The following is a 21,705-nucleotide window of genomic DNA, read 5'->3' as shown; positions in this document are numbered from 1 at the left end:
GCGATCAGAGCAGTGCGCCGGCAGCAGCGATCGCTTCCTCCGCGACGACGCCGAACCCGGGCAGCAGCAGGACCGTCACGACGGCCGCAGCGACGACCGCGGCGTAGATGCCGGCCGGGTAGGAGTCGATCTCGTGTGGCGTCTCGGGCGTCTCGATCCACAGCGCCTTGACGAGCCGCGAGTAGTAGTACAGGCTCAGCGCGCTGTTGACAAGCGCGATGACGACCAGCCACCACAGGCCGGCCCCGATCACGCCCATGAAGAGGACGTACTTCGAGAGGAAGCCCGCGCCGACGGGCAACCCGGCCAGGCTGAACAGGAAGACGGTCATCGCGGCGGAGGCAATCGGCGCTTCCCGCCAGAGGCCGTTGTAGTCCTCGAACCGTCGGCCGACGCCCCAGTATTCGGCCAGCGCGACGAACAGGAACGCACCGGTGTTCATGAAGCCGTAGACCAGCAGGTGCATCATCCCGGCACCGAGCAGCAGGCTGTCGTTGCTCACGTCCGCGAGCAGGCTCTCCGCCCCGGTGCCGGAGAACGCGGCCAGCGCCATCAGCACGTAGCCGGCGTGACCGATCGAGGAGTACGCCAGCATGCGCTTGACTTTCTCCTGGGTCGCGGCCGCGAAGTTCCCGAGCGTCATCGTGACGATCGACAGGATCAGGAACGCCAGCGTCCAGTCGAAGGTCCCCGACACTGCGTCGAGCGGGAACGCGACGGTGAACACGCGGAACGCGAGCACGAACCCGGCGGCCTTGGAAGCAGAGGAGAGGAAGCCCGAGATCGGCGCAGGCGCACCCTCGTACGCCTCGGGTGCCCAGAAGTGGAACGGCACGGCGGCGGTCTTGAACGCGACTCCACCGATGACCATCAGGATGCCGAGCCCGAGAATGCCCGGGCCACCGGTGAGGGCGTCGCCGTCGATCGCCGTGGCGATCATATCGAACTGCAACGCCCCGGTCGCGCCGTAGACGAGGCTGATCCCGTAGACGAAGATCGCCGAGGACAGCGCCCCGACAAGGAAGTACTTCAGCCCGGCCTCGACGGATCCACGATTGTGCTTGAGATAGGCCACGAGCGCGTAGGACGGCAGCGAGACGAGTTCGACGGCGACGAACGCGGCGGCCAGGCTGTTCGCGGAGGCGACCATCGCCATCCCGGTCGCCGCCAGGAAGACCAGCGAGTAGTACTCGGCCCGATAGTCCGTCTCGGCGATGTAATCGTGACTGCCGAGCACGACCAGGGCGGTGACGCTGCCGATCAGCGCCGTGAAGAACAGACTCATCTCGTCGACGACGTACGCGCCAGCGAACAGCTCGACCGGGCCGGCCTCGAGGAGGAACCAGCCCGAGAGAACCACAGCGGCCAGCGAGCCGATCAGGCCGACGCCCGTCAGGACTGTCAGGCTCAGCGAGTCCGATTCCGGTTCGATACTGTCAAGCAGGAATAACACCAGCGCCGTCACGGCAAAGGCGAGCATCGGAGCCATCCCGGCCCAGTCGGGCAGGTTGACGAGTGGATCCATCAGGCACCACCTCCGAGACTATTGACGATGGGATTGATCGCGTCCTGGATCATCCCCATGAAGAGGTCGGGATTGACCCCCAGGACGATCACGCAGGCGAGCAACACCGCAAGCGGCGCGACGTCGTGCAGCGGCGCACGGCCGACCTCGTAGTCGGTACCGAGGTCGAACTCGCCGAACAGCGTCCGCTGCATGGCCCACAGCAGGTAGCCGGCGACGATGACGATGCCGAACATCGCCGCGGCCGTGAACAGCGGGGCCAGCGAGAGATACGGCGCGTCGAAGGATCCGAGGAAGACGAACACCTCGGCGGCGAACCCGCTCATCAGCGGCAGCCCCATGTAGCCGAAGGCGGCGGCGACGAAGATCCCGACCGTCCAGGGCATCCGGTCGGCCATTCCGGACATGTCGCCGACCATCCGAGTGTGAGTCTCGTTGTAGATGACGCCGACGACCATGAACATCAGCCCGGAGATGAACCCATGGGAGATCATCTGGAAGGTCGCGCCGCCGACCCCGTAGGTCGTGTACGCGACCAGGCCGAGGATAACGTAGCCCATCGAGGAAATCGAGGAGTAAGCGACGATCCGCTTGAGGTCCTGCTGAGCCAGCGCGAGCATCGCGCCGTAGATCACGCTGATCACGGCGATCACCGCGATGAGTTCGGCGTAGTCGGTCGCGACGTCCGGAAGCATCGTGAAGTTGAACCGCAACAGGGCGTAGGTTCCCATCTTTAGGAGGACGCCCGCCAGCAGCACCGACACCGGTGTCGGGGCCTCGACGTGGGCGTCCGGAAGCCACGTGTGGACCGGGACGACCGGTACCTTCACCGCGAAGCCGAAGAACATCAGCGCGAACGCGAACAGCTTGACCGTCTCCGGGGCGAAGCCGGCGATCGAGCCGACGGCACCGCCGGCCTGCAGCGCCTGTGCGACCTCGGGCAGACCGAGCGTCGTCACGCTGTCGCCCATCGCGAAGACGAGCGTCAGGAACCCGACGAACATGATCAGGCTCGCGACGTTCGTGTAGACGAAGAACTTGATCGCCGCGTACTTGCGGCGCGGACCGCCCCAGATGGCGATCAGGAAGTACATCGGCACGAGGACGACCTCCCAGAAGACGAACCACACGAAGAAATCCAGCGCCGCGAACACGCCCAGCAGCCCGAACTCCAGCAGGAGCACGAGCCCGTAGAACTGCGACTGTCGCTCGTCGATGGGCGTCCAGGCGCTGACGATCGCTGCAGTCGTCAGGATCGTCGTCAACACGATCAGCGGCAGGCTCACGCCGTCGAGCCCGACGTGCCACTGGAGCGTGTATCCGATGTCCATCCACTCGATCGTCGTCTCGTAGGCGATCTCGCTGCCGTCGAGCAGGGCGTTCCCGCTACCCTCGAAGTCCAGCCACAGCCAGAGACTGCCGACGAGCGGCAGGAGGCTGAGCACGGCAGCGAGTTTGCCGGCGTACCGGTCGGGGGCGAAAAACACCACGCCGGCAGCCAGCAGCGTCGCGACCAGCAGTGCTTCGATCAACATCAGAACCACCCTCCTGTGACGCCGAAGAAGGCAACGAGCAACACGAGCGCCAGCGTCAGCAGGGCGGCGTAATTACGCACGACGCCGGTCTGGATCCGTCGCACGCCACGGCCGGCGAAGCGACTCACGCTGCTGATCCCGTTGACGACGCCGTCGATGATGCCTTGATCGAACGTATCGGCGGCTTTCGCGACCGGGACCGTCAATCCCGTCGCGAGCCACACCTGGTACTCGTCCTGATAGTAGTTGTGCATGAGAAGCGTCTTCACGCGACCGAGTTTGTCCGTGTGTTCGACCGGCTCGGGCACGTTGTACAGCCGGTAGGCGAGCCCGGCGCCCGCGAGCGCCAGCCCCAGCGAGAGCGCCGCCGAGGCCAGCAGTCCGGTCGTGCCGATGTCGGCCGCGCCGTAGCCGGCTTCCACTTCGAGCAGTTCCGCGTAGTGGTGAACCGACGTCAGGAACCCGCTGGGTGCTTCGTCGAGGAACTGATGGAGGAAGTCGATGTCCGCGTCGGTCAGTTTCTTGATCGGGACCATGTTGATCGCGCCCAGGACCGTCGCGAGCACGCCGAGCACGACCAGCGGCCCTTTGACGTTCCAGCGGACCGGCTCGGGGTCTTCGGCGACGTCAGTCCGGGGCTCGCCGTGGAAAGTGAGAAACACCATCCGGAAGGTGTAAAAGCCGGTGAACACGACCGCGAGCAGCCCCATGGCGTACCCGCCAAGAAGCAGCGGGCTCTCACCCAGTCCGTGGATCAGCGTCTCGTAGAGCACCTCGTCTTTGGACCAGAAGCCCGCGAACGGGAAGATGCCCGCAAGCGCGAGCGAACCGGCGAGGAACGTCCAGTAGGTGACGGGCATCTTCTCTTTCAACCCGCCCATGTCCCACATGTTCTCGTTGTGGTGCATGGCGATGATGACCGACCCGGCACCGAGGAACAGAAGCGCCTTGAACACGGCGTGGGTCGTCAGGTGGAACACGGCGGCGACGTAACCGCCACCGCCCAGCGCGAGCATCATGTACCCGTACTGGGAGATCGTCGAGTAAGCGAGCACCTGCTTGAGCTCCTGTTTGACGACGCCCATCGTCGCCGCGAACAGGGCAGTGAATCCACCGATGAAAGCGATCACGCCGAGCGCGGTCGGCGAGAGCGCGTAGAAGCCGTACATCCGGGCGACGAGGAAGACGCCGGCCGCGACCATCGTCGCCGCGTGGATCAGCGCCGAAACAGGGGTGGGACCTTCCATCGCGTCCGGCAGCCACGTGTGCAGCGGGAACTGCGCGGACTTGCCGATCACGCCGCCGAGCACGAGCAGGCCGACGACGGTGAACCACGCCTGTTCCCCGAGTCCGAGGAACGTGTTGACGGAGTGCTCGCCGTGCAGCGCCTGCTCGGCGAGGTGCGGGAAGCTCTCGCTGCCGGCGAACGCGCCGGTCCCGAACGTCGCGAAGATCGCGACGACGCCGACGAGGAAGAAGTAGTCCCCGAACCGGGTCACGAGGAACGCCTTCTTGGCCGCGCTGGGCGGGCCGGCCTCGCGGAACCAGAAGCCGATCAGCAGGTACGAACAGAGCCCGACCAGCTCGAAGAACATGAACGCCATCAGAATGTTGCTGGCGAACACGAACGCGAGCATCGAGAAGCTAAACAGGCCGAGTCCGGCGTAATACCGCGGGAGACCGGTCTCGCCCTCGTCGTTCATGTAGCCCAGCGAGAAGACGTGCACGAGGAACGAAATCAGCGAGACGACGACCAGCATGAGCGCAGAGAGCGGGTCGATCAGCACGCCGAGTTCGAGCGAGAACGGGGCCGAACTGCTTCCCTCGAGGAACGTGTACAGCGTCTCGTTGTAGCCCGTGTCGGCGCCGTCACTGGTCGCAACCGTCAGCGCCACGAGCAGCGACAGCACCAGCGAACCGCCGGTCGCGGCGATTCCAGCCAGCGCGCCCTTCTTGGGCAGATACTTGCCCGCGAACAGCGCGACGACGAACGATACCAGCGGCAAGAGCGCGATCGCCGGAACGAGGTCGTATATCCATGTCATGTTACCACCGCATCGTCGTTGGGACGGTCACGTCGATCGTCTCGAAGTTGCGATACAGCACGAGGATGATCCCCAGGCCGATGGCCACCTCGGCCGCGGCCAGCGCCATCCCGAACAGTGCGAACACCTGGCCGGTGAGGTTGCCGTGCTGGAGCGAGAACGCGACGAGGTTGATGTTCGCGGCGTTGAGCATCAACTCGACGGACATCAGATAGATCAGGGCGTTCTCCCGAACGAGGATGCCGAGCAGGCCGATCGAGAAGACCCCGGCCGACAGCAACAGGTACCACTGGGTCTCGATCACGACTCGTCACCCCCCTCCTCGCGTCGAGCCAGCAGGATCGCACCGTCGAGCGCCGCGTCGAGCACGATCGCGATCGCGAGGAACGCGAACAGGAAGCCCTCGGTCACGAGCGGCGACTGATCGACGAGATCGAACAGCGCGTAACCGATCCCCTCCATGACGCTGGCTCCCGCTTCGAACCCCGCAGGAGCGTCGAACCCGGCGGTCAGGAAGACGGCCGCGAGCACGCCGAACAGCGCAAGCGCGGCCACGCCCGGGAGCAGGTCGAGGTCTTCGGCCAGCCGCGGGCGATTCATGCGACCACCTCACTGTCGTCCGCGTCTGTCTGTCTGCGCGTGAGCATCACGGCGAACGTGATCAGGATGAGGACCCCGCCGACGTACACGAGGACCTGCATTACTGCCAGGAACGGCGCTTGTGCCAGTACGAAGTGGACGGCGACGCTCAGAAGCGCCACACCCAGCAGCAGCGCCGAATGCCACACGTCACGCACCAGCACGACGCCCAGACTCGACCCGAGCGTGACGAGGGCAAACAGCGCAAAAGCGAGTGTCTCATACACCATACTACCGGTCACTCCGACCGGACGCCCTTTGAAGATTACTGTCTCAATGCGGGTGTGACGACCAAAAGTAGCAATATTTTCCCGCTTCGCGGCGGTCACCGCCACGGGCGACACATTCGCTGCCGACGACGTCGAGAAACACCGAGGCCGCGCTGTCCTATCCGGACCGAGGGGCGATCACTGGAAGGTCCGGCTGACCTCGCGGCTGTCTGCGAGTTCGCGCTCGCTGGTGTCGAAGCGCTCTTCGATCTGCTCGTAGCGTTCGCGCGTCTCCTCGTCGACGCTCGGACCGACCTCGTCCATCGCGGCTTCGAAGTGCTCGCGGCTGATCCGAACGTTGCTGACGCTGTCGTCGACTTCCTCGGGTGAGACGCTGTTGATGAACTCCCGGCTGGCAGCCATCGAGGCCTCTCGGCACAGCGCCTCGATGTCCGCACCGACGTAGCCGTCGGTGTCTGCCGCGAGTTCGGCCAGATCGACGTCCTCGGCCAGTGGCTTGTCCTGGGTGTGGACCTCGAAGATCTTCCGGCGCGCCTCCTCGTCGGGGACGGGCACGTGGACGTGCCGGTCCAGCCGACCCGGACGCAACAGCGCCGGATCGATCAGGTCGGGCCGGTTCGTCGTGGCGATGACGACCACGTCTTCCAGATCTTCGATTCCGTCGAGTTCGGTCAGCAGCTGGGAGACGACGCGCTCGCCGACGCCGGAGTCACCCATACTCCGGCCGCGTTCGCCGGCGATGGAGTCGATCTCGTCGAAGAACACGACCGTGGGCGCGTTGGCACGAGCCTTCTCGAAGACCTCGCGGACACCCTTCTCGGACTCGCCGACGTACTTGTTGAGCAGTTCGGGCCCCTTCACGGAGATGAAGTTGCTCTGTGCCTCGTTAGCGACGGCCTTCGCCAGCAGCGTCTTCCCGGTCCCCGGCGGGCCGTACAGCAGGACGCCTTTGGCCGCCTGCATGTCCATCTGCTCGAAGACCTGCGGGTACTCCAGGGGCCACTGGATCGTCTCGCGCAGGCGCTCTTTGGTGTCCTCAAGGCCGCCAACGTCCTCCCAGGTAATGTCCGGGACCTCGACGAAGACTTCCCGCAGCGCCGAGGGTTCGATGCCCTTCAGGGCCTCCTTGAAGTCGGTTTCGGAGACTTCCATCGCTTCGAGGATCTCGGCGTCGATCTCGTCGGCCTCCAGATCGATCTCCGGGCGGATCCGACGGAGCGCGTTCATCGCAGCCTCCTTGCTCAGCTGTTCGAGGTCGGCCCCGACGAAGCCGTGGGTGTTCTCGGCGTAGTGATCGAGGTCGATCTCGTCGACAAGGGGCATTCCGCGGGTGTGGACCTGCAGGATCTCCTTGCGACCGTCGCGGTCGGGCACGCCGATCTCGATCTCCCGGTCGAAGCGACCGCCGCGGCGCAGCGCGGGATCGATCGCGTCGACGCGGTTGGTCGCGCCGATGACGATGACGTCGCCGCGCTCTTCGAGCCCGTCCATCAGGCTCAGCAGCTGAGCGACCACGCGGCGCTCGACGTCGCCGGAGGTCTCGCCGCGCTTGGGCGCGATCGAGTCGAGTTCGTCGATGAAGACGATCGCCGGCGCGTTCTCCTCGGCCTCGTCGAAGATCTCCCGCAGCTGCTCTTCGCTCTCGCCGTAGAACTTCGACATGATCTCCGGCCCCGAGATCGTCGTGAAGTAGGCGTCGATCTCGTTGGCGACGGCCTTGGCCATCAGCGTCTTGCCGGTCCCCGGCGGGCCGTGCAACAGGACGCCTTTCGGGGGTTCGATGCCCAGCTGCTGGAACAGTTCGGGATGGCGCATCGGCAGTTCGATCATCTCCCGGACCTGTTCGAGTTCGTCGTCAAGCCCGCCGATGTCCTCGTAGGTGACGTTTGGCGTCTCGCGCTCGTCCTGGGGCGCGCCTTCGGTGATCTGCTCTGCGGGCTGTTCGCTGATCTCGATCTCGGTCTGGTCGGTCACGACGACCGTTCCCTGGGGGTCGGTCTCGGCGATCTTCAGCGGGATCTTCTGGCCACCGACGTTCGAGATCGGTCCCAGCCCGAGCGAGAACGGCACCGTCTGTCCCTGCGTGACGGCCTGTCCGCTGAGCTTATTGCGGACGTGGGGGCCGATGTTCCCGCGCACGCGGAGGTTCTGCGGGAGCGCGACGGTAACCGACCGAGCGGGCTTGACGTCGGCCTTCTCTACCTCGACGGTGTCGTCGATCCCGACGTTCGCTTCCTGACGGAGCCGCCCGTCGACCCGGATGATTCCTTCGCCGCTGTCTTCGGGATAGCCCGGCCAGACACGCGCGACTGCGCGCCCGCCCTGGCGCCCCTCAAGGACGATGTAATCGCCGTTCTCCAGGTCGAGTTCGTCCATCGCGACCCGGTCGATCGCGGCGAGTCCCCGACCGGCGTCTTTCTGCTTGAGTGGTTTGACAGTGAGTTTCATCGGCTCACCTCGACAGTGAGAACGCCGTTTCTGATAAACGCTCGTGCGTCCTCGCCTTCGGGCAGGGTCAGATCGTACTGCTCGGGCTCGGCGACGACGATCACCGTGTCGCCGACGATCTCCGCCGTGGCCTCGGTCGTGCCCAGATCAGCCGCGAGAACCACGCTGTCCTCGTACTCGTAGCGACTCACCGACACGTCTTCGTCCAACCGTTGCGTTACAGTCATGCTAACTCCAAGTTAGTAGTCATTCTATATAAACCCTTCTCTAATTTGACGGGGTACGGGGGTGGGTTTTAGGATTATCGACTGAATTGCGGTTCACACCCACCGCGGTCGAGCCGTGTCGCCGAGACGGGTCGGAAGAAGAACAGACAGGGCGAGAAGTGACGTCGATATGCGTCAGTAGATGTCGTCGACGTCGTCCTCGTAGTGGCTGTGATCGTCGGCCGGGAACTCGCCCGATCCGACGGCGTCAATGTAGGCTTCGGCGGCCGAACGCATCTCGCCGCGGACGTCGCCGAACGCTTTCGAGAACGGTGCGACCGACTCAGAGAGGCCGATCACTTCGTCGATCGTCAGCACCTGGCCGTCGCAGTCGGGGCCGGCCCCGATCCCGATCGTGGGGATCGAGATCGACTCCGTCACCTGGGCGGCGACGTTCGCCGGGACGTGCTCGAGTACCAGCGAGAACGCCCCCGCCCGCTCGTGTTTGTGCGCCAGATCGAGGATCTGCTTGGCGGCGGACTCGTCGGTCCCCTGCCGGAAGAGCCCCGTCTCGTTTTCGTGCTGTGGGGTCAGCCCCAGGTGGGCCTGGACGGGGATACCGAGTTGCGTGAGACGCTCGGTGAGTTCGACCGTGTGCGGGCCAGATTCGATCTTGACGGCGTCGGCTTCGGCTTCCTTGAGCATGCGGCCAGCGTGTTCGACCGCCTCGTCGGGGTCGGCGCCGAACGAGAGAAAAGGCATGTCCGCGATGACCATCGCCTCGTCGGTCGCTCGTGCGACGGCGGCCGTGTGACTGGCGATCTGATCGACAGTAACGGGCAGCGTCGAGTCGTAGCCGAGTCGGAGGTTTCCGACCGAGTCGCCGACGAGAAGCAGATCGACGCCGGCGGCCTCGAGAACCTCGGCCGTCGGCGCGTCGTAGGCAGTGAGCATCGTCAGCGGCTCGTCGTCGCCCTTCCGTTCCCGGACGTCCTTCGCGCGCATGTGCCGTGCTTCGAGCGCGGCAAGGAAAATCCTCTCGGTGGCAACCGAAACCGATTCGAGTTCCGAGACCCGAGCGACGGGCATGCCAGCGCGCGTCGAAACGACCGATCCCGACGGGATCGATTACGGCTGGGTCATGCAGATCACGTTCGTCGTGACGATTCTCGTCGGTGCGCCGATCGTCGCGGTCGCCTCGGTGTCCGTCGATCTCGCGTCGTGGGGAGCGCGCGCCTCGTTTGCCATCAGGGTGGGCGCAGTCGTCTGGTTCGTGACGGCCCTGGCGGTATACGGCTACGCGCGCCGTCGATCGAGCCGGTCCGCGACCGACTGAAAGTCGACGCCGGCTCGTCGTGCCGTCTCGGCGTCCGACGCCGAATCACCGACGAACAGCGCGTTATCCGGGGACACGTCGAGAGCGGAGAGCGCAGCACGCAGCGGCTGGGGGTGCGGTTTCGATTCCTCGACAGTGTCGCGCCCGATCAGTACGTCGACCGCGCTGTCCAGGCCGTGGACTTCGAGTGCGATCCGGCAGGCGGATTCAGCGTTCAGCGAGACGACGCCGGTGGGCCCGTCCCACGGGAGTTCCTCGGCCAGCGGCAGCTTGCTGGACGTGCGCGCCCCTTCGCGTTCGAACTCCGCGACCCGGTTCTCGACGGCCGGGTAGTGCTCGGCTTCCCTGGCGCGGTCGAAGAGCTGCCAGAGGGTGGCCTCGCCGGTCTCGACACCTCTCGCTTCGAGCACGGCCGCGACCCGTCGGCGGACTTGCGCCCAGTCGACGTCCAGTTCCACCAGCGTCCCGTCCAGATCGTAGATGACAGCGTCGTATGCGTCGGTCATGGGTTTCATAGTGACCGTTGTAACGATGAGCCAGTACGGCCGCCTGCGTGACGGTGGTCGATCCGGTAGTGACTGACAGTGGTCACTATCAGGTGTCGGCCAGTTCGATGTCGAGTCGGTCTTCGAGGGCGGTGATGACGGACCCTCCGATACCGGCCTGGGTCGCCCGGGCCTGTTCGACAGCGAGCAGGTCCGATTCGTCGATCCCGAGGTCTTCGGCCAGCTCTTCGCGCTGGAGGCCAGCGTCCTGCCGTGCCTCGGTGACGCGTCGGCCGTAATCGGAGACGAGGTACGGAAGCTGGTCGTCGTCGTAGTCGGCGCCGTCCTCCCAGTGGGATGCGTCGGCCTGCTGTGCATCGTGGATTCGAGCCGCGTTCTGGGCGGCACGTTTCTCCCTGCTGGGCTCAGAGTCGTCGGAGCCCCCGCTGGAGGTGCCTTTCGCGTCGTCACGGTGCTGGGCGCAACTCGCACAGACCTGGAGTCGTGCGCCAGCGATATTGACCGTCTCGAGCGAGGCGTCGGTCGCACCGCAGAGCTCGCAGCTCCCGCCGGTGTCGCCGGAACCGCCACCGGTCGAGTATTTTGCCATGCGTCTGTATTGTGGATTGGTTGTCTTGAAACAACCGTTTTGGCCCAGGGCTTGGGTCGTGCCGCCGGCACGGCATCGAGTCCCGGGGGCGAGCCGAACCGACAGTCATTTTACTCCCCCTCGGGAATACACAGGTGCGGAAAACCGCAAGGCGCGCGTGGGTAGCCAAGCCAGGCCAACGGCGCAGCGTTGAGGGCGCTGTCCCGTAGGGGTCCGCCGGTTCGAATCCGGTCCCACGCATTTCTGTCGCTCGCAAACTCGCGAGCGACTGCAATCGTCAGCGGATTCGAACCCTGGGAGTCGCGCGGAGTGAGCGAAGCGAACGAGCACGTCTCCATCCGGTTCGAATACCGCGCTGTCGTGCCTCGCTATTTTGCTCGTCACGGAAAGAACCGGTGGAGCAGATGGTGACCACGCCGAGACTGCTCGCTAGCGTCTCGTCCGGCTCAAATCTCTCCATAGCGTTTGTTACTCACGAACTGCTCGCAGGAGAAAGCCGGTGGAGGGCTATTACCGCGAAGGTTAAAGCCGGTGACCGCCTCAGGGACCTATGGCTTCTGACTACGCGACAGAACTCAAAGACCTCCGCGAACGAATCCGAGCCGGTGGGGCCGCTCACTACTATCGGGACGAGAACGGTGATTACCTCGGCGGTAAGGACCGGAGTGACGAGGAACTCACCGACGACGACCGCGAGAACCTGCTCAAGTTCGACCAACAACTCGCCCTGCTCGACTCCGAATACGGCGAGGCCCGGCGCGTGAAACTGCTCCGCCACTGCACAATCATGGCCGAGAAGGTCGGCGGCCTCACCGAGGCCCTCACCGACCGCGAGGCCGCCGAACCACTCGTCGCCTACGCCAACTCCTACAAGAGCGTCGAGACGCGACGCGACTACCGCGTCGCCCTGCGGATGTTCGGGACGCGTGTGTTGAAGCGTGACCCCGACGAGGACGGGCCGCCCGACTCGCTCGCGTGGATAAAGACCGGTCTGCCGAAGAACCACGACCCGACCCCGAGCCGGGCCGATATGCTCGACGACGAGGACGTGGACGCCATGATTGAACAGGGCGCTCGCAACTTCCGCGAAAAGGCCCTGTTCGCCACGCAGTACGAAGCAGGCCTGCGGGGACAGGAACTCTATGACCTCACCGTCGGGGACGTTGTCGACGACGAGAACGGTGTCTATATCCACGTCGACAACGGGAAAACCGGCACCCGCGACGTACTGTGTATCGGGGACGCCGTGGCCTACCTCGCCGATTGGCTCGAACACGAACACCCCGCGCCGACCAACGGCGACGCGCCCCTGTGGTCGAAACTCGGGACACCCGAGCGAGCATCTTACCAGACGTTCCTCAAATACTTTAAGCGGGCCGCGAAACGAGCCGGCGTCTCGAAGACGGTGACGCCCACGAACTTCCGTAAATCGAACGCCTACGACCTCGCTCGGCGCGGATTCAACGCGGCGCTGATTGAGGACCGACAGGGTCGCAAGCGCGGGAGCGAGGCCGTCGCTCGGTATATCGGGCGGTTCGGACGCGAATCCGACGAACAGTACCTCGGCGGGCACGGCGTCGAGCAGAACGCCGACCCTGCCGAGGATCCGCGTCCCGTCGAGTGCGTCCGGTGTGGCAAGAAAACCCCGCGGAACAAAGGCCGGTGTGCAAACTGCCGCCTGCCGTTCGACCCGAAAGAAGCCTACGAGGCCGGTATCGAGAGCGGCGACGCCACCCCCGAAGAACTCGTCGAGCAACTCCTCGAAAACGAGGAAGCGCAAACCCAACTCGTCGACGCCTTGGCCGAGCGGGCGGCCGAGTCCGGCCCGATAAACACCTTCCAGACCTACCGCTCGCCGATTGACGACGACACCGACGACGAATAGGCCCCGCTCGACGCGGTCGCTCGGCGGGTCGCCGTCCGTCGGTTTCGGTCGCCGTGTGTCGGTCATGCGTCGAAGGTCGACGCCGAGACCGACGCACACACCGAAGGGGTCGGAAAGGATTTGACCCCTCCGACCCAACCCTCGAATGGCCTTCACCAACCGGCCATAAACGAGTGTGCGTCGTTCTCGACAGGGGCGTGGTCACGTCCCCGTCCTCGCAGTTTTCCTGTCGAGTAGCGCCTGTACGAGAAGCCACGCCCGCAGGGACCTTAGTCTTGATTGTCAACTGATAGGATAACGCGGGGCGTTATGGAGACGGCGTCGCCCGATAACACTTTCACCGAGGTGTTGCCGAGGCTTTAGAAGCCGCGAGACCGAACACTCACACGGGGCGAGAGGCGTTCGAGCCGCCGAAGCCCTGAATTTCATAGTGCAGTTGCCGCGCTCGCGGCCCCGACACGGGCCGCTTTCCTGCCGTTTTCCTGCTTACTCGTCGAGTTGATCCAGAGCGCCCGCCGACGCGACATACCCGAGGTCGCCGTCCTCGTCCTCGCGGTTGCTCGTCGGATTAGCGGCGCTATCGCCGTCGCTCGTTCCGTCTCGGCGCTCGTCGAGCGTGTTGAGTGCGCCCGCCGACTCGACGAATCCGAGGTCCGCGTCCGCCGTCGAGCGCCGCCGGCTCGCGCTCGCGTTCCCGTCCAGATCCACATCCCCACCGAGATCCTCGATTTTGTCCTTCAAGAGGCCGATAGCCTCTTTGAGTTCCTCGATCTCCTGCTCACGGCGATACGCCTCGTCGTTGCCTGCGTACTCGTCCGCCGACGGGTGTGGGGCCGGCGGATCGCGCCGGCTCATGGTTCACCTCCATCAGTCGCGGTGGCCTCGTCGGCCTCGTCGACGGTCCCGGCGTCGCCGGCAGTCCCCGCGTCCTCGACGCGAGCGAGGAGTTCCGCCCGCAGGCGGTCGGCCCCGAAGCCGTCAGGGTCGAGATCCGTATGGACTCGCGCCAACTCGCGTAGGGCCGCCTCGTCGGCGTCCTCGACGGCCTCAGTCGTGAACGGGATCTCACCCGCGTCCTCGCCCGCGGCGGCCTGTGCGGCGTCCTCGTCGCTCTCGTCGGCGTCCGCCTTCCCGTCGTACTCCCCGTTCTCGTCGCGGGACGCACCGTGACTACCGCGGTGCCCGTGGAGCGCGGCCTGTGTGGGGAACTTCTTACCACACTCCTCACAGGTCCACACCTCCCGCCTCTCGAAGTGAAGATCGTGGTCCTCGCGGTAGGTGTCGAGCGCCGGCGTCGCGTCGATGACGCCCTGACGCTCATGGATACTCCGCCTGTCGAGCCGTTCCCCCGAATCCGGGTCGACCGCGGCGAGCGTATCCGAGAACGCCCGCCACGTCGACGGTTTCTTTAACTCGTCGGGAAGTGCCTCGCCCCGGCGATACCGAATCATATCCTCGGCGGCGGCCTCCTCAGGGGCCGCTGGGTGATTCCCGCCGTGTTGGAGTTTCCTGTCAGTCAACACGACGATGTCGAACTCGTCGGTTTCTCCCCACCAGCGCGGGAGGTCGTCGCGGTCCTCCTCGCCGGACCCCGACCGCGAGATTTCAGGACTCATGGCCCCATCCTCGCGGTCTCGGGTGCAGTTCGACGCAGGGCCGCGTGGTCCCGCGTGATCGAGTCGCCTCGGGTCGAATCGGTCGTGTGTGGTGTCGTCATTTGCCGTATCGCTATTCGACAGTTGTCGTTCTCGGTGCTTAGTCATGGGGGTCCCTGCCGAACAGGCGGCGGCCGGTCACGAGTCGCAACCCCTTTCGGTCGACGAGGCGAGGGCACAGTGAATGACGCCGGTCCCGAATCGCCCGACTGCGGCGGGACCCTCGCGCCCGAGCGTGCGGATTTCCAGTTGTATTCACCCGTCGAGAGCGGTCGAGCAAGGCTCTCGCTCGTCCTCGTCCCGTCCGACTCGTCGCCGTCCGGATCCGCGTCCGCCGCGTCCCGAAGTCCCGGCGTCGCCCGCACTATCCGCGACTCCGTCGCAAAGAGGAGCGCGAGCCGAGCAAGGCGGCGCACTTCGTCGGGTGCCGTCCTCGCCACGAGATCGTCCGCGTGGCCTTCGAGCCGGTCGGCCGACATCGCCGCGAGCCGTTCGAGGTCCCGAGCCGTCTCACCGAAATAGCCGAACAGTCGCTCGACGGCGGCGGCGTCGTCCACCGAGACCGACTCGACCGACACCTGCGGCGGTTTCCACGGTGGCGCGTCGACTATCTCGCCCCACTCCGCTTTCAGGTCGTCCTCCGGTTGGGGCCGGCCGGCGTAGACGATATGAGCGTGGGCCGTCAGGTCGCCCTGCGCTTCGACCACGATAACGTGTGGTGGGACCTCGCCCGGTCGGTTCCTCGACCCGTCCTGTTTCGGGCGACGCCACCGCGCATGAAGCGCCTCAATCGCCGCGCCGAGCGTCTCGACCGAGTCGACCGGTGAGTCGACCGCTTCCCGCGGGAGCGTGAGCGAGACGTGCGTCAGGGTCTCGACGCCGTCGTCGACGGCGACGGCCCGAAGACCCGCGAGATTCTCGTCGAGGCTCTCGACCGTCTCTGCGGCCTGTGCCGACGACGTGAATCGGTCGCCGACAGTGACCGTTCCGGCCGCCGTCTCGACCACACGGCCCGCGTCCTCGTCGGTCCCACCGTCACCGCGGCCGTGCAGTCGATTGTGGTCCGCGAAATATCGCAGTAGCAGGGCGCGTTGTCTGTCCGACGTGAGCCATGGCATGGACGACAGAAACGACGCCGCCCGCTCGCGTGGCAAGTCGTCGTGAGACGGTGGTTCGGCCCCGTCCGAATCGGCGGTGTCGGAGTTACCAATACTTGCTATCGAGGGCGACGCGCCGTCTTGCGGCTCGACCCACACCAAATCGGGGTCCGTCTCGCGGTTTTCATAGTCGTATTTCTTGTCCGGGTCGTCGGATTCGGCCACCGGGACCGCGACCATGCTCGTCGGCTCGAACACCCGAAACAGGTCGTCGAACTCCCGATAGAACCGACGAGCGCGACGGCGGTCGGTCTCGCTCGGGTCGTCGACGACCTCGCCGACGGCGGCCGCGACCGGGACCGGGACGCCGTCGGGCGATTCGGCGACGTAACGGGCGAGTCGGTCGTACTCGCTCGCGTAGTCGCAGTCGGCCCACCGCTCGCGGACAGGGACAGAGGGAGGACCCAATAAGGCGGGACCCCGACATGAGGACTCGTCGGCGTCCTCGACACTCACGCCAACCACCTCGCTCTCGGTGCGACCCTCGTCCCGCCACAGGCCGCGTGTGCCGCCGGAGGACGGACCCGCGTATGATCGGCCGTGAGTCGAGCAAAACGGCGTGACGGGCGTTCTCGGCGCTCCTGTGGGAGACGGCGGTGCAGTCTGTCGGTTTGGCCGTCGCCGGGCGGGGCGAGGTCGCTCGTCGAGAATCCTGCCGAAAACGGGCCTGAGACCGGCGGCTTTAGCCTTTTAGGGCCAAGCCGGTGGAGGGATTTGAACCCTCGGCCTATTCCTTACGAAGGAATCGCTCTCCCAGTCTGAGCTACACCGGCACTGCGCTGTGCACTTACTCGTTGGAGCGAATACCAAAATAAGGGTTGCGAATCGGATGCCCTTAGCGAGACAGTCGCACGTCCAGACAGACGTTCAACTCGTGGGGGGCGTACGACCGGACAGTGTGGCGGGTCTCGACGGCGACGTCGTACCCGGCCGGCTCGGCGGCCTCGCGGATCGCCGCCTCGCCCGGCCCGTAGGGGTCGTCCTCGTGCTGGATGTCGTAATAGTGGAGTACACACTCCTCGCCGGCCAGTTCGACCGCAGTCTCCAGAAACTCGTCGGCACTGTGGGGCAAGTTCATCACCAGTCGGTCGGCCCAGCCGGCGTACTTGTCGGTCGTTTCTCGGACGTCGCCGGCGATCGCGGTCACGCGTTCGGCCACGTCGTTGCGCTCTGCGTTCGCCCGGAGGTGCTCGATAGCGGTCTCGTTGATGTCGACGCCGACCGCCGTCGCACCGCGCCTGGCAGCCGGGATCACGAACGGCCCGACGCCGGCGAACATGTCGAAGAAGTGCTCGCCCGACTCGACCTGCTCGACGACGCGATGGCGCTCGGTCGCCAGCCGCGGCGAGAAGTACATTTCGGCGACGTCGACCAGGAACTCGCTGCCGTACTCCCGGTGGACGGTCTCGGTGCCGTCGCCGGCCAGCACGTCCCACTCGCGGACGCGCTGCTCGCCTTTCACTTTCGACGCGCGGTTGAGGACCGTCTCCGCGGGGATTGACGACTCCATGATCGCCGCGGCAACCTCGCGGGCGCGCTCGTCGTCGTCCTCGTCGACGATGACAATGTCACCCAGTCGCTCGTAGGTCGGCTCGAACCCCAGGATGTCGACAGGCAGGGTCTGCCCCTCGCGGACGGGCACGTCGCGAGTCACGACCGACAGGTCCTCGGGGACGGCCGCGGGATCGGCGACCGGCAGGAAGAGTTCGCCGTCCTCGTGGACGATCTCGTGGTCGTGATCCAGCAGGTCGGCTTCGTCGAGCCGCTGGCGAGTCTCCTCGCCGTCCTCGCGGGCGACGCGAACGCACGGACGTTCCATACCGGTCATTCGCCCAGCGCCGGCGGTAAGCGTGTCGGTTGGCTTATTCACCCGGAACGCGCAGTACGGGTATGCTCACTTTCGTCGGACTGGGACTGTACGACGAGCGTTCGATCACCCTCCAGGGCCGGGACGCCCTCCAGGAGGCGGATCGGGTCTTCGCCGAGCGGTATACCAGCAAACTCGTCGGCGCGAGTTTCGAGGACGTCGAGGCCGCTCACGGCGTCGGGATCGAACTCCGAACCAGGGAGGGCGTCGAGCAAGATCCCGAACCGATTCTCGCGGCTGCCGAGCGCGGCGACGCGGTCTTCTGTACCGCGGGCGATCCGATGATCTCGACGACACATGTTGATCTTCGCCTGCGCGCCCACGAGCGAGGGATCGACACCCGGATCGTCCACGGCACGACCGCGGCCGCAGCGGCGAGCTCGCTGACCGGCCTGCAGAACTACCGCTTCGGGAAGGCGACGACGCTGCCGTTCGAATCCTCACACGGCGGCGACGGCGTTCCCGGCAGCGTGATCGAGACGATCGAGGCGAACCGCGAACGAGGGTTGCACACGCTGGTCTTCCTTGACATCAAGGTCGACGACGATCGCGAAGACTACATGACAGGCGGCGAAGCGGCGTCGCTTCTGGCGGCCGACTGGGAGGCGACCGCACCGGCCGTGGTGGTCGCACGGGCTGGCAGTCCCGAGCCGCTCGTCCGTGGCGACCGTCTCACTGAACTTGCAGGGGAGGACTTCGGTGACCCGTTACACCTGCTCGTGATCCCCGGCGAGTTGCACTACGTCGAACGGGACGCACTGGTGGAACTGGCCGGCTTGCCTGCCGACGCCGGCGAAGACCTGCTCGTCTAGATCGGCTGGGAAATGCCTAGACCGTCTCGTCCCGGCGCTCGCTCCCGCCGTCGGCCCGCGCTTCGACGTCGAGTGCGTCCTGGAGGTCGTATTCGTTTCGCGTGAGAACGTACAGCGCTTCGTCGACGATCGTCAGCACTTCCGGGAGGATCTTTATTACGACGTAGGTGATCCCGACCAGCGCGAAGACCGACAGGAACTGTGCGAGGATCCGGTCGGCGACGATGTAAGACACCTCGAGGCGGCTGTCGATGCCGAACACGGACATGACGAACTCGGGGAAGATCTGCAAGCGCTGGTAGCCAAAGGAGTAGGCGATGAAGACGTTCCGGGCGATATTGAGCACCCAGATGATCCCGACCGCGACGGCCAGCGCCTTCAGCTTGCGCGCGAGCGGCGCGCGGACGGCCGCGATGAGTCCACCGAAGATGGCCATGCTCCCGATGCCGGTACAGGCCATCATGATCGTATACGAGATGGCGCGGACGTCGGGTACGTGGAAGAAGAACGTCTTCTGGTACGGTTCGACCGGTTCGGCGGGGCCGAGGTCCGCCGGGAAGTTGTTGCCGGCGATGACCTCGAAGTCGGCACCGATCAACGAAAGGACGGTCGCGGTCTGATCGGTGACGATCGCGATCAGCGGGTTCCGGAGGAACGGGAGCGTCGAGAACGGCAAGTAGATCAACCAACCGACCGCGACGGCTCGGGAGACGACAATCAGCCGATCGCGACCGCTGGCGAGCAGGTAGCCGACGTACAGCGAGAGCGGAATCGCGAGCACGACGGCAATCCCTTCTGTGATACTCTTCTGGTCGAAGACGAACTGATAGATCGCCGAGACCCAGAACAGCGCCAGCACGCCCCAGCCACCGACGAGGACGTACCGGGCGAGGCGGCGGTCGTACAGCTCGATCACCGTCCCGGACAGAAAGACGAGCAGGACGAGCCACGAAAGCGGACCCCACCACTGGTGGGCCCATTCGAGTGCGTTGACGAGTCCGAGTGCCATCGAGTGCCACTACGTAAACAGATGACGGATATAGGTCTTGCCGTCCGCAGACGTGGATTGATACACCGTGAGTGGGTTGGTACTATACCACACAGATCATGTGATACGCAGTCTCTCAAAAGGTTTATTCGTGCCAACGCCGTCGTTTCGCTCACGATGTACGTCGGTGATCGATTTACACCGCGGTCCGAATGATCACCGACCGTCAGGTCCGCGATTTTCCGCCCCCGGTGGCGGTGTGATTCATCATGGCTAAATCAGAACAAGAGCGATCCGTATCGGTCGAACTGCCAGACGGTTCACAACTGCATTTCGAGGAACCGGTTACCGTCGAGGACGTCGCTTACGAGATCGGCCCAGGTCTGGGAGAGGACTGTCGTGCCGGTCGGATCGACGGCGAACTGGTCCCACCGGAGTACGAGATCACCGACGACGCCGAAATCGAAATCGTCACGCCCGGCAGCGACGACTACCGCAATCTGATCCGTCACTCGACGGCACACGTCTTCGCACAGGCGCTCCAGCGGATCTATCCCGAGGCGAAACTGGCGATCGGTCCCTGGACCGACGAGGGCTTTTATTACGACATCGCGAACGTCGACATCGACGAGGACGACTTCGAGGAGATCGAAGCCGAGATGGACGCGATCGTCGAGGCCGATTACGAGATCGGCCGCGTCCACCGGGATCGCGAGCAAGCACTCGAAATCTACGAGGACAACCCCTACAAGCAGGACATCCTCGAAACCGAAGCCGCCGGGGAAGATCCGGTTTCCTTCTACGTCCAGGACGACTGGCAGGACCTCTGTAAGGGACCACACGTCCAGTCGACCGGCGAGATTGGCGCGTTCAAGCTCTTGCAGATCTCCTCGGCGTACTGGCGCGGCGAGGAAGAAAACGAGATGCTGACTCGCGTCTACGGGACCGCCTTCGAGAGCGACGAGGACCTCGAAGAGTTCCTCGAACAGCGCCGGAAGGCCAAAGAGCGCGACCACCGCAAGATCGGCCAGGAGCTGGACCTGTTCTCGATCGACGAGACGACCGGCCCCGGACTGCCGCTGTATCACCCCAACGGCAAGACCGTCCTCAACGAACTCTCCGAGTACGTCGGCAACCTCAACCGCGAGGCCGACTACCGCGAGGTCGAGACCCCACACGTCTTCCGGACGGAACTGTGGAAGAAGTCCGGCCACTACGACAACTACCGGGATGACATGTTCCTGCTGGACGTCAACGACGAGGAATACGGGCTCAAGCCGATGAACTGCCCGGGTCACGCGACGATCTTCGACCAGCAGCAGTGGTCGTATCGCGACCTCCCGGTCCGGTACTTCGAGGACGGCAAGGTCTATCGGAAGGAACAGCGCGGCGAGCTGTCCGGGCTCTCGCGCGTATGGGCGTTCACGATCGACGACGGCCACCTGTTCGTCCGGCCCGACCAGATCGAAGACGAGGTCGAGGCGATCATGGACATCATCCTCGACACGCTGGAGACGTTCGATCTGGATTACAACGTCCAGTTCGCCACCCGACCGGAGAAATCCGTCGGCAGCGACGAGATCTGGGAGCGCGCCGAAAACCAGCTCGAATCCGTTCTCGAAGCTCAGGACGTCGCCTACGAGATCGAAGACGGCGACGGTGCCTTCTACGGGCCGAAGATCGACTTCGCCTTCGAGGACGCGCTGGGCCGCAGCTGGGACGGACCGACCGTGCAGCTGGACTTCAACATGCCCGAGCGTTTCGACCTCTCCTACGTCGGCGAAGACAACGAGGAGCACCGCCCCGTCATGATCCACCGGGCGCTGTATGGCTCCTACGAACGGTTCTTCATGGTACTGACCGAGCACTACAACGGAAAGTTCCCGCCCTGGCTCGCTCCCGAACAGGTCCGGATTCTGCCGATCAGCGACGATCAGATTCCCTACGCCAAGCAGATTCAGAACCGATATCTCGACGACTACCGCGTCACCATCGAGGACCGCTCCTGGACGGTCAAACGCAAGATCCGGCAGGCCCACGAGGATCGCGTCCCCTACATGCTCATCCTCGGCTCGAACGAGGAGGACGCCGGGACGATCTCGGTCCGCGACCGCAAGGAGCAAGAGCTCAACGACGTCGATCCCGAAACGTTCGCCGCCCATCTCGAGACGGAAGTCGGCCAGCGGCGGACCGACGTGACGTTCATCCAGCAACACGGGGAGTGACCGCGCGGTCGTCGACCCCGAGAAATCAGTTCTGAGAACGCGGCCAGTAGAACTTTG

General features: G+C 65.0%; 20 protein-coding genes and 2 tRNA genes. 5 read left to right on the top strand and 17 right to left on the bottom strand.

From position 1 onward, the window contains the following. Nucleotides 1-4: 4 nt before the first annotated feature. The 9 genes from OB916_RS00960 to panB all read right to left on the bottom strand — a co-directional run bounded on the left by OB916_RS00960 (nt 5) and on the right by panB (nt 9,633). On the bottom strand, nt 5-1,525 hold the full coding sequence (locus OB916_RS00960; RefSeq protein WP_315907403.1) for an NADH-quinone oxidoreductase subunit N: 1,521 nt from the start codon (nt 1,523-1,525) through the stop codon (nt 5-7). Next, the gene (locus OB916_RS00955; protein ID WP_315907402.1) at nt 1,525-3,060 is read right to left on the bottom strand and encodes a complex I subunit 4 family protein; all 1,536 of its coding nucleotides are present in this window, start codon (nt 3,058-3,060) and stop codon (nt 1,525-1,527) included. The genes OB916_RS00960 and OB916_RS00955 overlap by 1 nt, the downstream gene beginning before the upstream one ends. Then, nucleotides 3,060-5,105 carry an NADH-quinone oxidoreductase subunit L gene (gene nuoL / locus OB916_RS00950; protein ID WP_315907401.1) on the bottom strand — a complete coding sequence of 682 codons (2,046 nt, stop codon included), beginning with the start codon at nt 5,103-5,105 and terminating at the stop codon, nt 3,060-3,062. The genes OB916_RS00955 and nuoL overlap by 1 nt, the downstream gene beginning before the upstream one ends. A gap of 1 nt (nt 5,106) precedes the next feature. Next, nucleotides 5,107-5,409, bottom strand: a complete 303-nt coding sequence (gene nuoK / locus OB916_RS00945) for an NADH-quinone oxidoreductase subunit NuoK (RefSeq protein WP_315907400.1) — start codon at nt 5,407-5,409, stop codon at nt 5,107-5,109. Beyond that, nucleotides 5,406-5,705, bottom strand: a complete 300-nt coding sequence (locus tag OB916_RS00940; RefSeq protein WP_315907399.1) for a hypothetical protein — start codon at nt 5,703-5,705, stop codon at nt 5,406-5,408. The genes nuoK and OB916_RS00940 overlap by 4 nt, the downstream gene beginning before the upstream one ends. Next, nucleotides 5,702-5,974: an NADH-quinone oxidoreductase subunit J gene (locus tag OB916_RS00935; RefSeq protein ID WP_315907398.1), complete on the bottom strand. Its 273-nt coding sequence runs from the start codon at nt 5,972-5,974 to the stop codon at nt 5,702-5,704. The genes OB916_RS00940 and OB916_RS00935 overlap by 4 nt, the downstream gene beginning before the upstream one ends. Before the next feature lie 177 nt (nt 5,975-6,151). Then, nucleotides 6,152-8,422: a CDC48 family AAA ATPase gene (locus OB916_RS00930; protein ID WP_315907397.1), complete on the bottom strand. Its 2,271-nt coding sequence runs from the start codon at nt 8,420-8,422 to the stop codon at nt 6,152-6,154. Next, the gene (locus OB916_RS00925) at nt 8,419-8,649 is read right to left on the bottom strand and encodes a DUF7127 family protein (protein ID WP_315907396.1); all 231 of its coding nucleotides are present in this window, start codon (nt 8,647-8,649) and stop codon (nt 8,419-8,421) included. The genes OB916_RS00930 and OB916_RS00925 overlap by 4 nt, the downstream gene beginning before the upstream one ends. Nucleotides 8,650-8,823: 174 nt before the next feature. Beyond that, nucleotides 8,824-9,633 carry a 3-methyl-2-oxobutanoate hydroxymethyltransferase gene (panB, locus tag OB916_RS00920; RefSeq protein ID WP_315907395.1) on the bottom strand — a complete coding sequence of 270 codons (810 nt, stop codon included), beginning with the start codon at nt 9,631-9,633 and terminating at the stop codon, nt 8,824-8,826. A gap of 82 nt (nt 9,634-9,715) precedes the next feature. Between panB and OB916_RS00915 the strand changes: the two genes are divergently transcribed. Further along, nucleotides 9,716-9,964, top strand: a complete 249-nt coding sequence (locus OB916_RS00915) for a DUF5822 domain-containing protein (RefSeq protein ID WP_315907394.1) — start codon at nt 9,716-9,718, stop codon at nt 9,962-9,964. Here OB916_RS00915 and OB916_RS00910 read toward each other — a convergent pair. Together OB916_RS00910 and OB916_RS00905 are read right to left on the bottom strand one after the other, a co-directional pair. Continuing rightward, nucleotides 9,925-10,470 carry an HAD family hydrolase gene (locus OB916_RS00910; RefSeq protein ID WP_315907393.1) on the bottom strand — a complete coding sequence of 182 codons (546 nt, stop codon included), beginning with the start codon at nt 10,468-10,470 and terminating at the stop codon, nt 9,925-9,927. The genes OB916_RS00915 and OB916_RS00910 overlap by 40 nt on opposite strands. A gap of 88 nt (nt 10,471-10,558) precedes the next feature. Then, on the bottom strand, nt 10,559-11,059 hold the full coding sequence (locus OB916_RS00905) for a multiprotein-bridging factor 1 family protein (protein WP_315907392.1): 501 nt from the start codon (nt 11,057-11,059) through the stop codon (nt 10,559-10,561). A gap of 155 nt (nt 11,060-11,214) precedes the next feature. Between OB916_RS00905 and OB916_RS00900 the strand changes: the two genes are divergently transcribed. Both OB916_RS00900 and OB916_RS00895 read left to right on the top strand, forming a co-directional pair. Then, nucleotides 11,215-11,299: transfer RNA gene (locus OB916_RS00900), tRNA-Leu, on the top strand. A 310-nt stretch (nt 11,300-11,609) separates the two neighbouring features. Continuing rightward, nucleotides 11,610-12,944 carry a tyrosine-type recombinase/integrase gene (locus OB916_RS00895; protein ID WP_315907391.1) on the top strand — a complete coding sequence of 445 codons (1,335 nt, stop codon included), beginning with the start codon at nt 11,610-11,612 and terminating at the stop codon, nt 12,942-12,944. Nucleotides 12,945-13,430: 486 nt separating this feature from the next. Here OB916_RS00895 and OB916_RS00890 read toward each other — a convergent pair whose 3' ends face one another. The 5 genes from OB916_RS00890 to OB916_RS00870 all read right to left on the bottom strand — a co-directional run bounded on the left by OB916_RS00890 (nt 13,431) and on the right by OB916_RS00870 (nt 17,575). Further along, a complete protein-coding gene (locus OB916_RS00890) occupies nt 13,431-13,799 on the bottom strand; it encodes a hypothetical protein (protein WP_315907390.1) in 369 nt (122 codons plus the stop codon). Further along, nucleotides 13,796-14,560 (bottom strand): C2H2-type zinc finger protein, encoded by a 765-nt coding sequence (locus OB916_RS00885; RefSeq protein WP_315907389.1) that lies wholly within the window; start codon nt 14,558-14,560, stop codon nt 13,796-13,798. The genes OB916_RS00890 and OB916_RS00885 overlap by 4 nt, the downstream gene beginning before the upstream one ends. A gap of 143 nt (nt 14,561-14,703) precedes the next feature. Further along, nucleotides 14,704-16,164 carry a hypothetical protein gene (locus OB916_RS00880; RefSeq protein WP_315907388.1) on the bottom strand — a complete coding sequence of 487 codons (1,461 nt, stop codon included), beginning with the start codon at nt 16,162-16,164 and terminating at the stop codon, nt 14,704-14,706. 291 nt (nt 16,165-16,455) lie between these two features. After that, a tRNA-Thr gene (locus OB916_RS00875) sits at nt 16,456-16,529 on the bottom strand. 62 nt (nt 16,530-16,591) lie between these two features. Continuing rightward, nucleotides 16,592-17,575 (bottom strand): class I SAM-dependent methyltransferase, encoded by a 984-nt coding sequence (locus OB916_RS00870; RefSeq protein ID WP_315907387.1) that lies wholly within the window; start codon nt 17,573-17,575, stop codon nt 16,592-16,594. Between the two features lie 71 nt (nt 17,576-17,646). Here OB916_RS00870 and dph5 point away from each other — a divergent pair, with 71 nt between their 5' ends. Then, entirely contained in the window at nt 17,647-18,435 is a 789-nt protein-coding gene (gene dph5, locus OB916_RS00865; RefSeq protein WP_315907386.1) for a diphthine synthase, read from the top strand. A gap of 16 nt (nt 18,436-18,451) precedes the next feature. Here dph5 and artA read toward each other — a convergent pair whose 3' ends face one another. Beyond that, nucleotides 18,452-19,444 (bottom strand): archaeosortase A, encoded by a 993-nt coding sequence (gene artA, locus OB916_RS00860; protein ID WP_315907385.1) that lies wholly within the window; start codon nt 19,442-19,444, stop codon nt 18,452-18,454. 248 nt (nt 19,445-19,692) lie between these two features. Here artA and thrS point away from each other — a divergent pair, with 248 nt between their 5' ends. Continuing rightward, nucleotides 19,693-21,648: a threonine--tRNA ligase gene (gene thrS, locus OB916_RS00855; protein WP_315907384.1), complete on the top strand. Its 1,956-nt coding sequence runs from the start codon at nt 19,693-19,695 to the stop codon at nt 21,646-21,648. Nucleotides 21,649-21,705: the final 57 nt, after the last annotated feature.

Source organism: Halapricum hydrolyticum (assembly GCF_025517535.1).
Taxonomy (GTDB): Archaea; Halobacteriota; Halobacteria; order Halobacteriales; family Haloarculaceae; genus Halapricum; species Halapricum hydrolyticum.
Note: the sequence above shows the minus strand (reverse complement) of the source record. Positions and strands in the feature narration are given on the sequence as shown.

Coding starts and splice junctions, on each gene's coding strand:
- OB916_RS00935 (WP_315907398.1), bottom strand. CDS start 5,974: ATGGTGTATGAGACACTCGCTTTTGCGCTGTTTGCCCTCGTCACGCTC.
- OB916_RS00910 (WP_315907393.1), bottom strand. CDS start 10,470: ATGACCGACGCATACGACGCTGTCATCTACGATCTGGACGGGACGCTG.
- thrS (WP_315907384.1), top strand. CDS start 19,693: ATGGCTAAATCAGAACAAGAGCGATCCGTATCGGTCGAACTGCCAGAC.
- OB916_RS00890 (WP_315907390.1), bottom strand. CDS start 13,799: ATGAGCCGGCGCGATCCGCCGGCCCCACACCCGTCGGCGGACGAGTAC.
- artA (WP_315907385.1), bottom strand. CDS start 19,444: ATGGCACTCGGACTCGTCAACGCACTCGAATGGGCCCACCAGTGGTGG.
- panB (WP_315907395.1), bottom strand. CDS start 9,633: ATGCGCGCGAAGGACGTCCGGGAACGGAAGGGCGACGACGAGCCGCTG.
- OB916_RS00895 (WP_315907391.1), top strand. CDS start 11,610: ATGGCTTCTGACTACGCGACAGAACTCAAAGACCTCCGCGAACGAATC.
- OB916_RS00930 (WP_315907397.1), bottom strand. CDS start 8,422: ATGAAACTCACTGTCAAACCACTCAAGCAGAAAGACGCCGGTCGGGGA.
- OB916_RS00905 (WP_315907392.1), bottom strand. CDS start 11,059: ATGGCAAAATACTCGACCGGTGGCGGTTCCGGCGACACCGGCGGGAGC.
- nuoL (WP_315907401.1), bottom strand. CDS start 5,105: ATGACATGGATATACGACCTCGTTCCGGCGATCGCGCTCTTGCCGCTG.
- OB916_RS00955 (WP_315907402.1), bottom strand. CDS start 3,060: ATGTTGATCGAAGCACTGCTGGTCGCGACGCTGCTGGCTGCCGGCGTG.
- OB916_RS00885 (WP_315907389.1), bottom strand. CDS start 14,560: ATGAGTCCTGAAATCTCGCGGTCGGGGTCCGGCGAGGAGGACCGCGAC.
- OB916_RS00915 (WP_315907394.1), top strand. CDS start 9,716: ATGCCAGCGCGCGTCGAAACGACCGATCCCGACGGGATCGATTACGGC.
- OB916_RS00925 (WP_315907396.1), bottom strand. CDS start 8,649: ATGACTGTAACGCAACGGTTGGACGAAGACGTGTCGGTGAGTCGCTAC.
- OB916_RS00960 (WP_315907403.1), bottom strand. CDS start 1,525: ATGGATCCACTCGTCAACCTGCCCGACTGGGCCGGGATGGCTCCGATG.
- OB916_RS00870 (WP_315907387.1), bottom strand. CDS start 17,575: ATGGAACGTCCGTGCGTTCGCGTCGCCCGCGAGGACGGCGAGGAGACT.
- OB916_RS00940 (WP_315907399.1), bottom strand. CDS start 5,705: ATGAATCGCCCGCGGCTGGCCGAAGACCTCGACCTGCTCCCGGGCGTG.
- dph5 (WP_315907386.1), top strand. CDS start 17,647: ATGCTCACTTTCGTCGGACTGGGACTGTACGACGAGCGTTCGATCACC.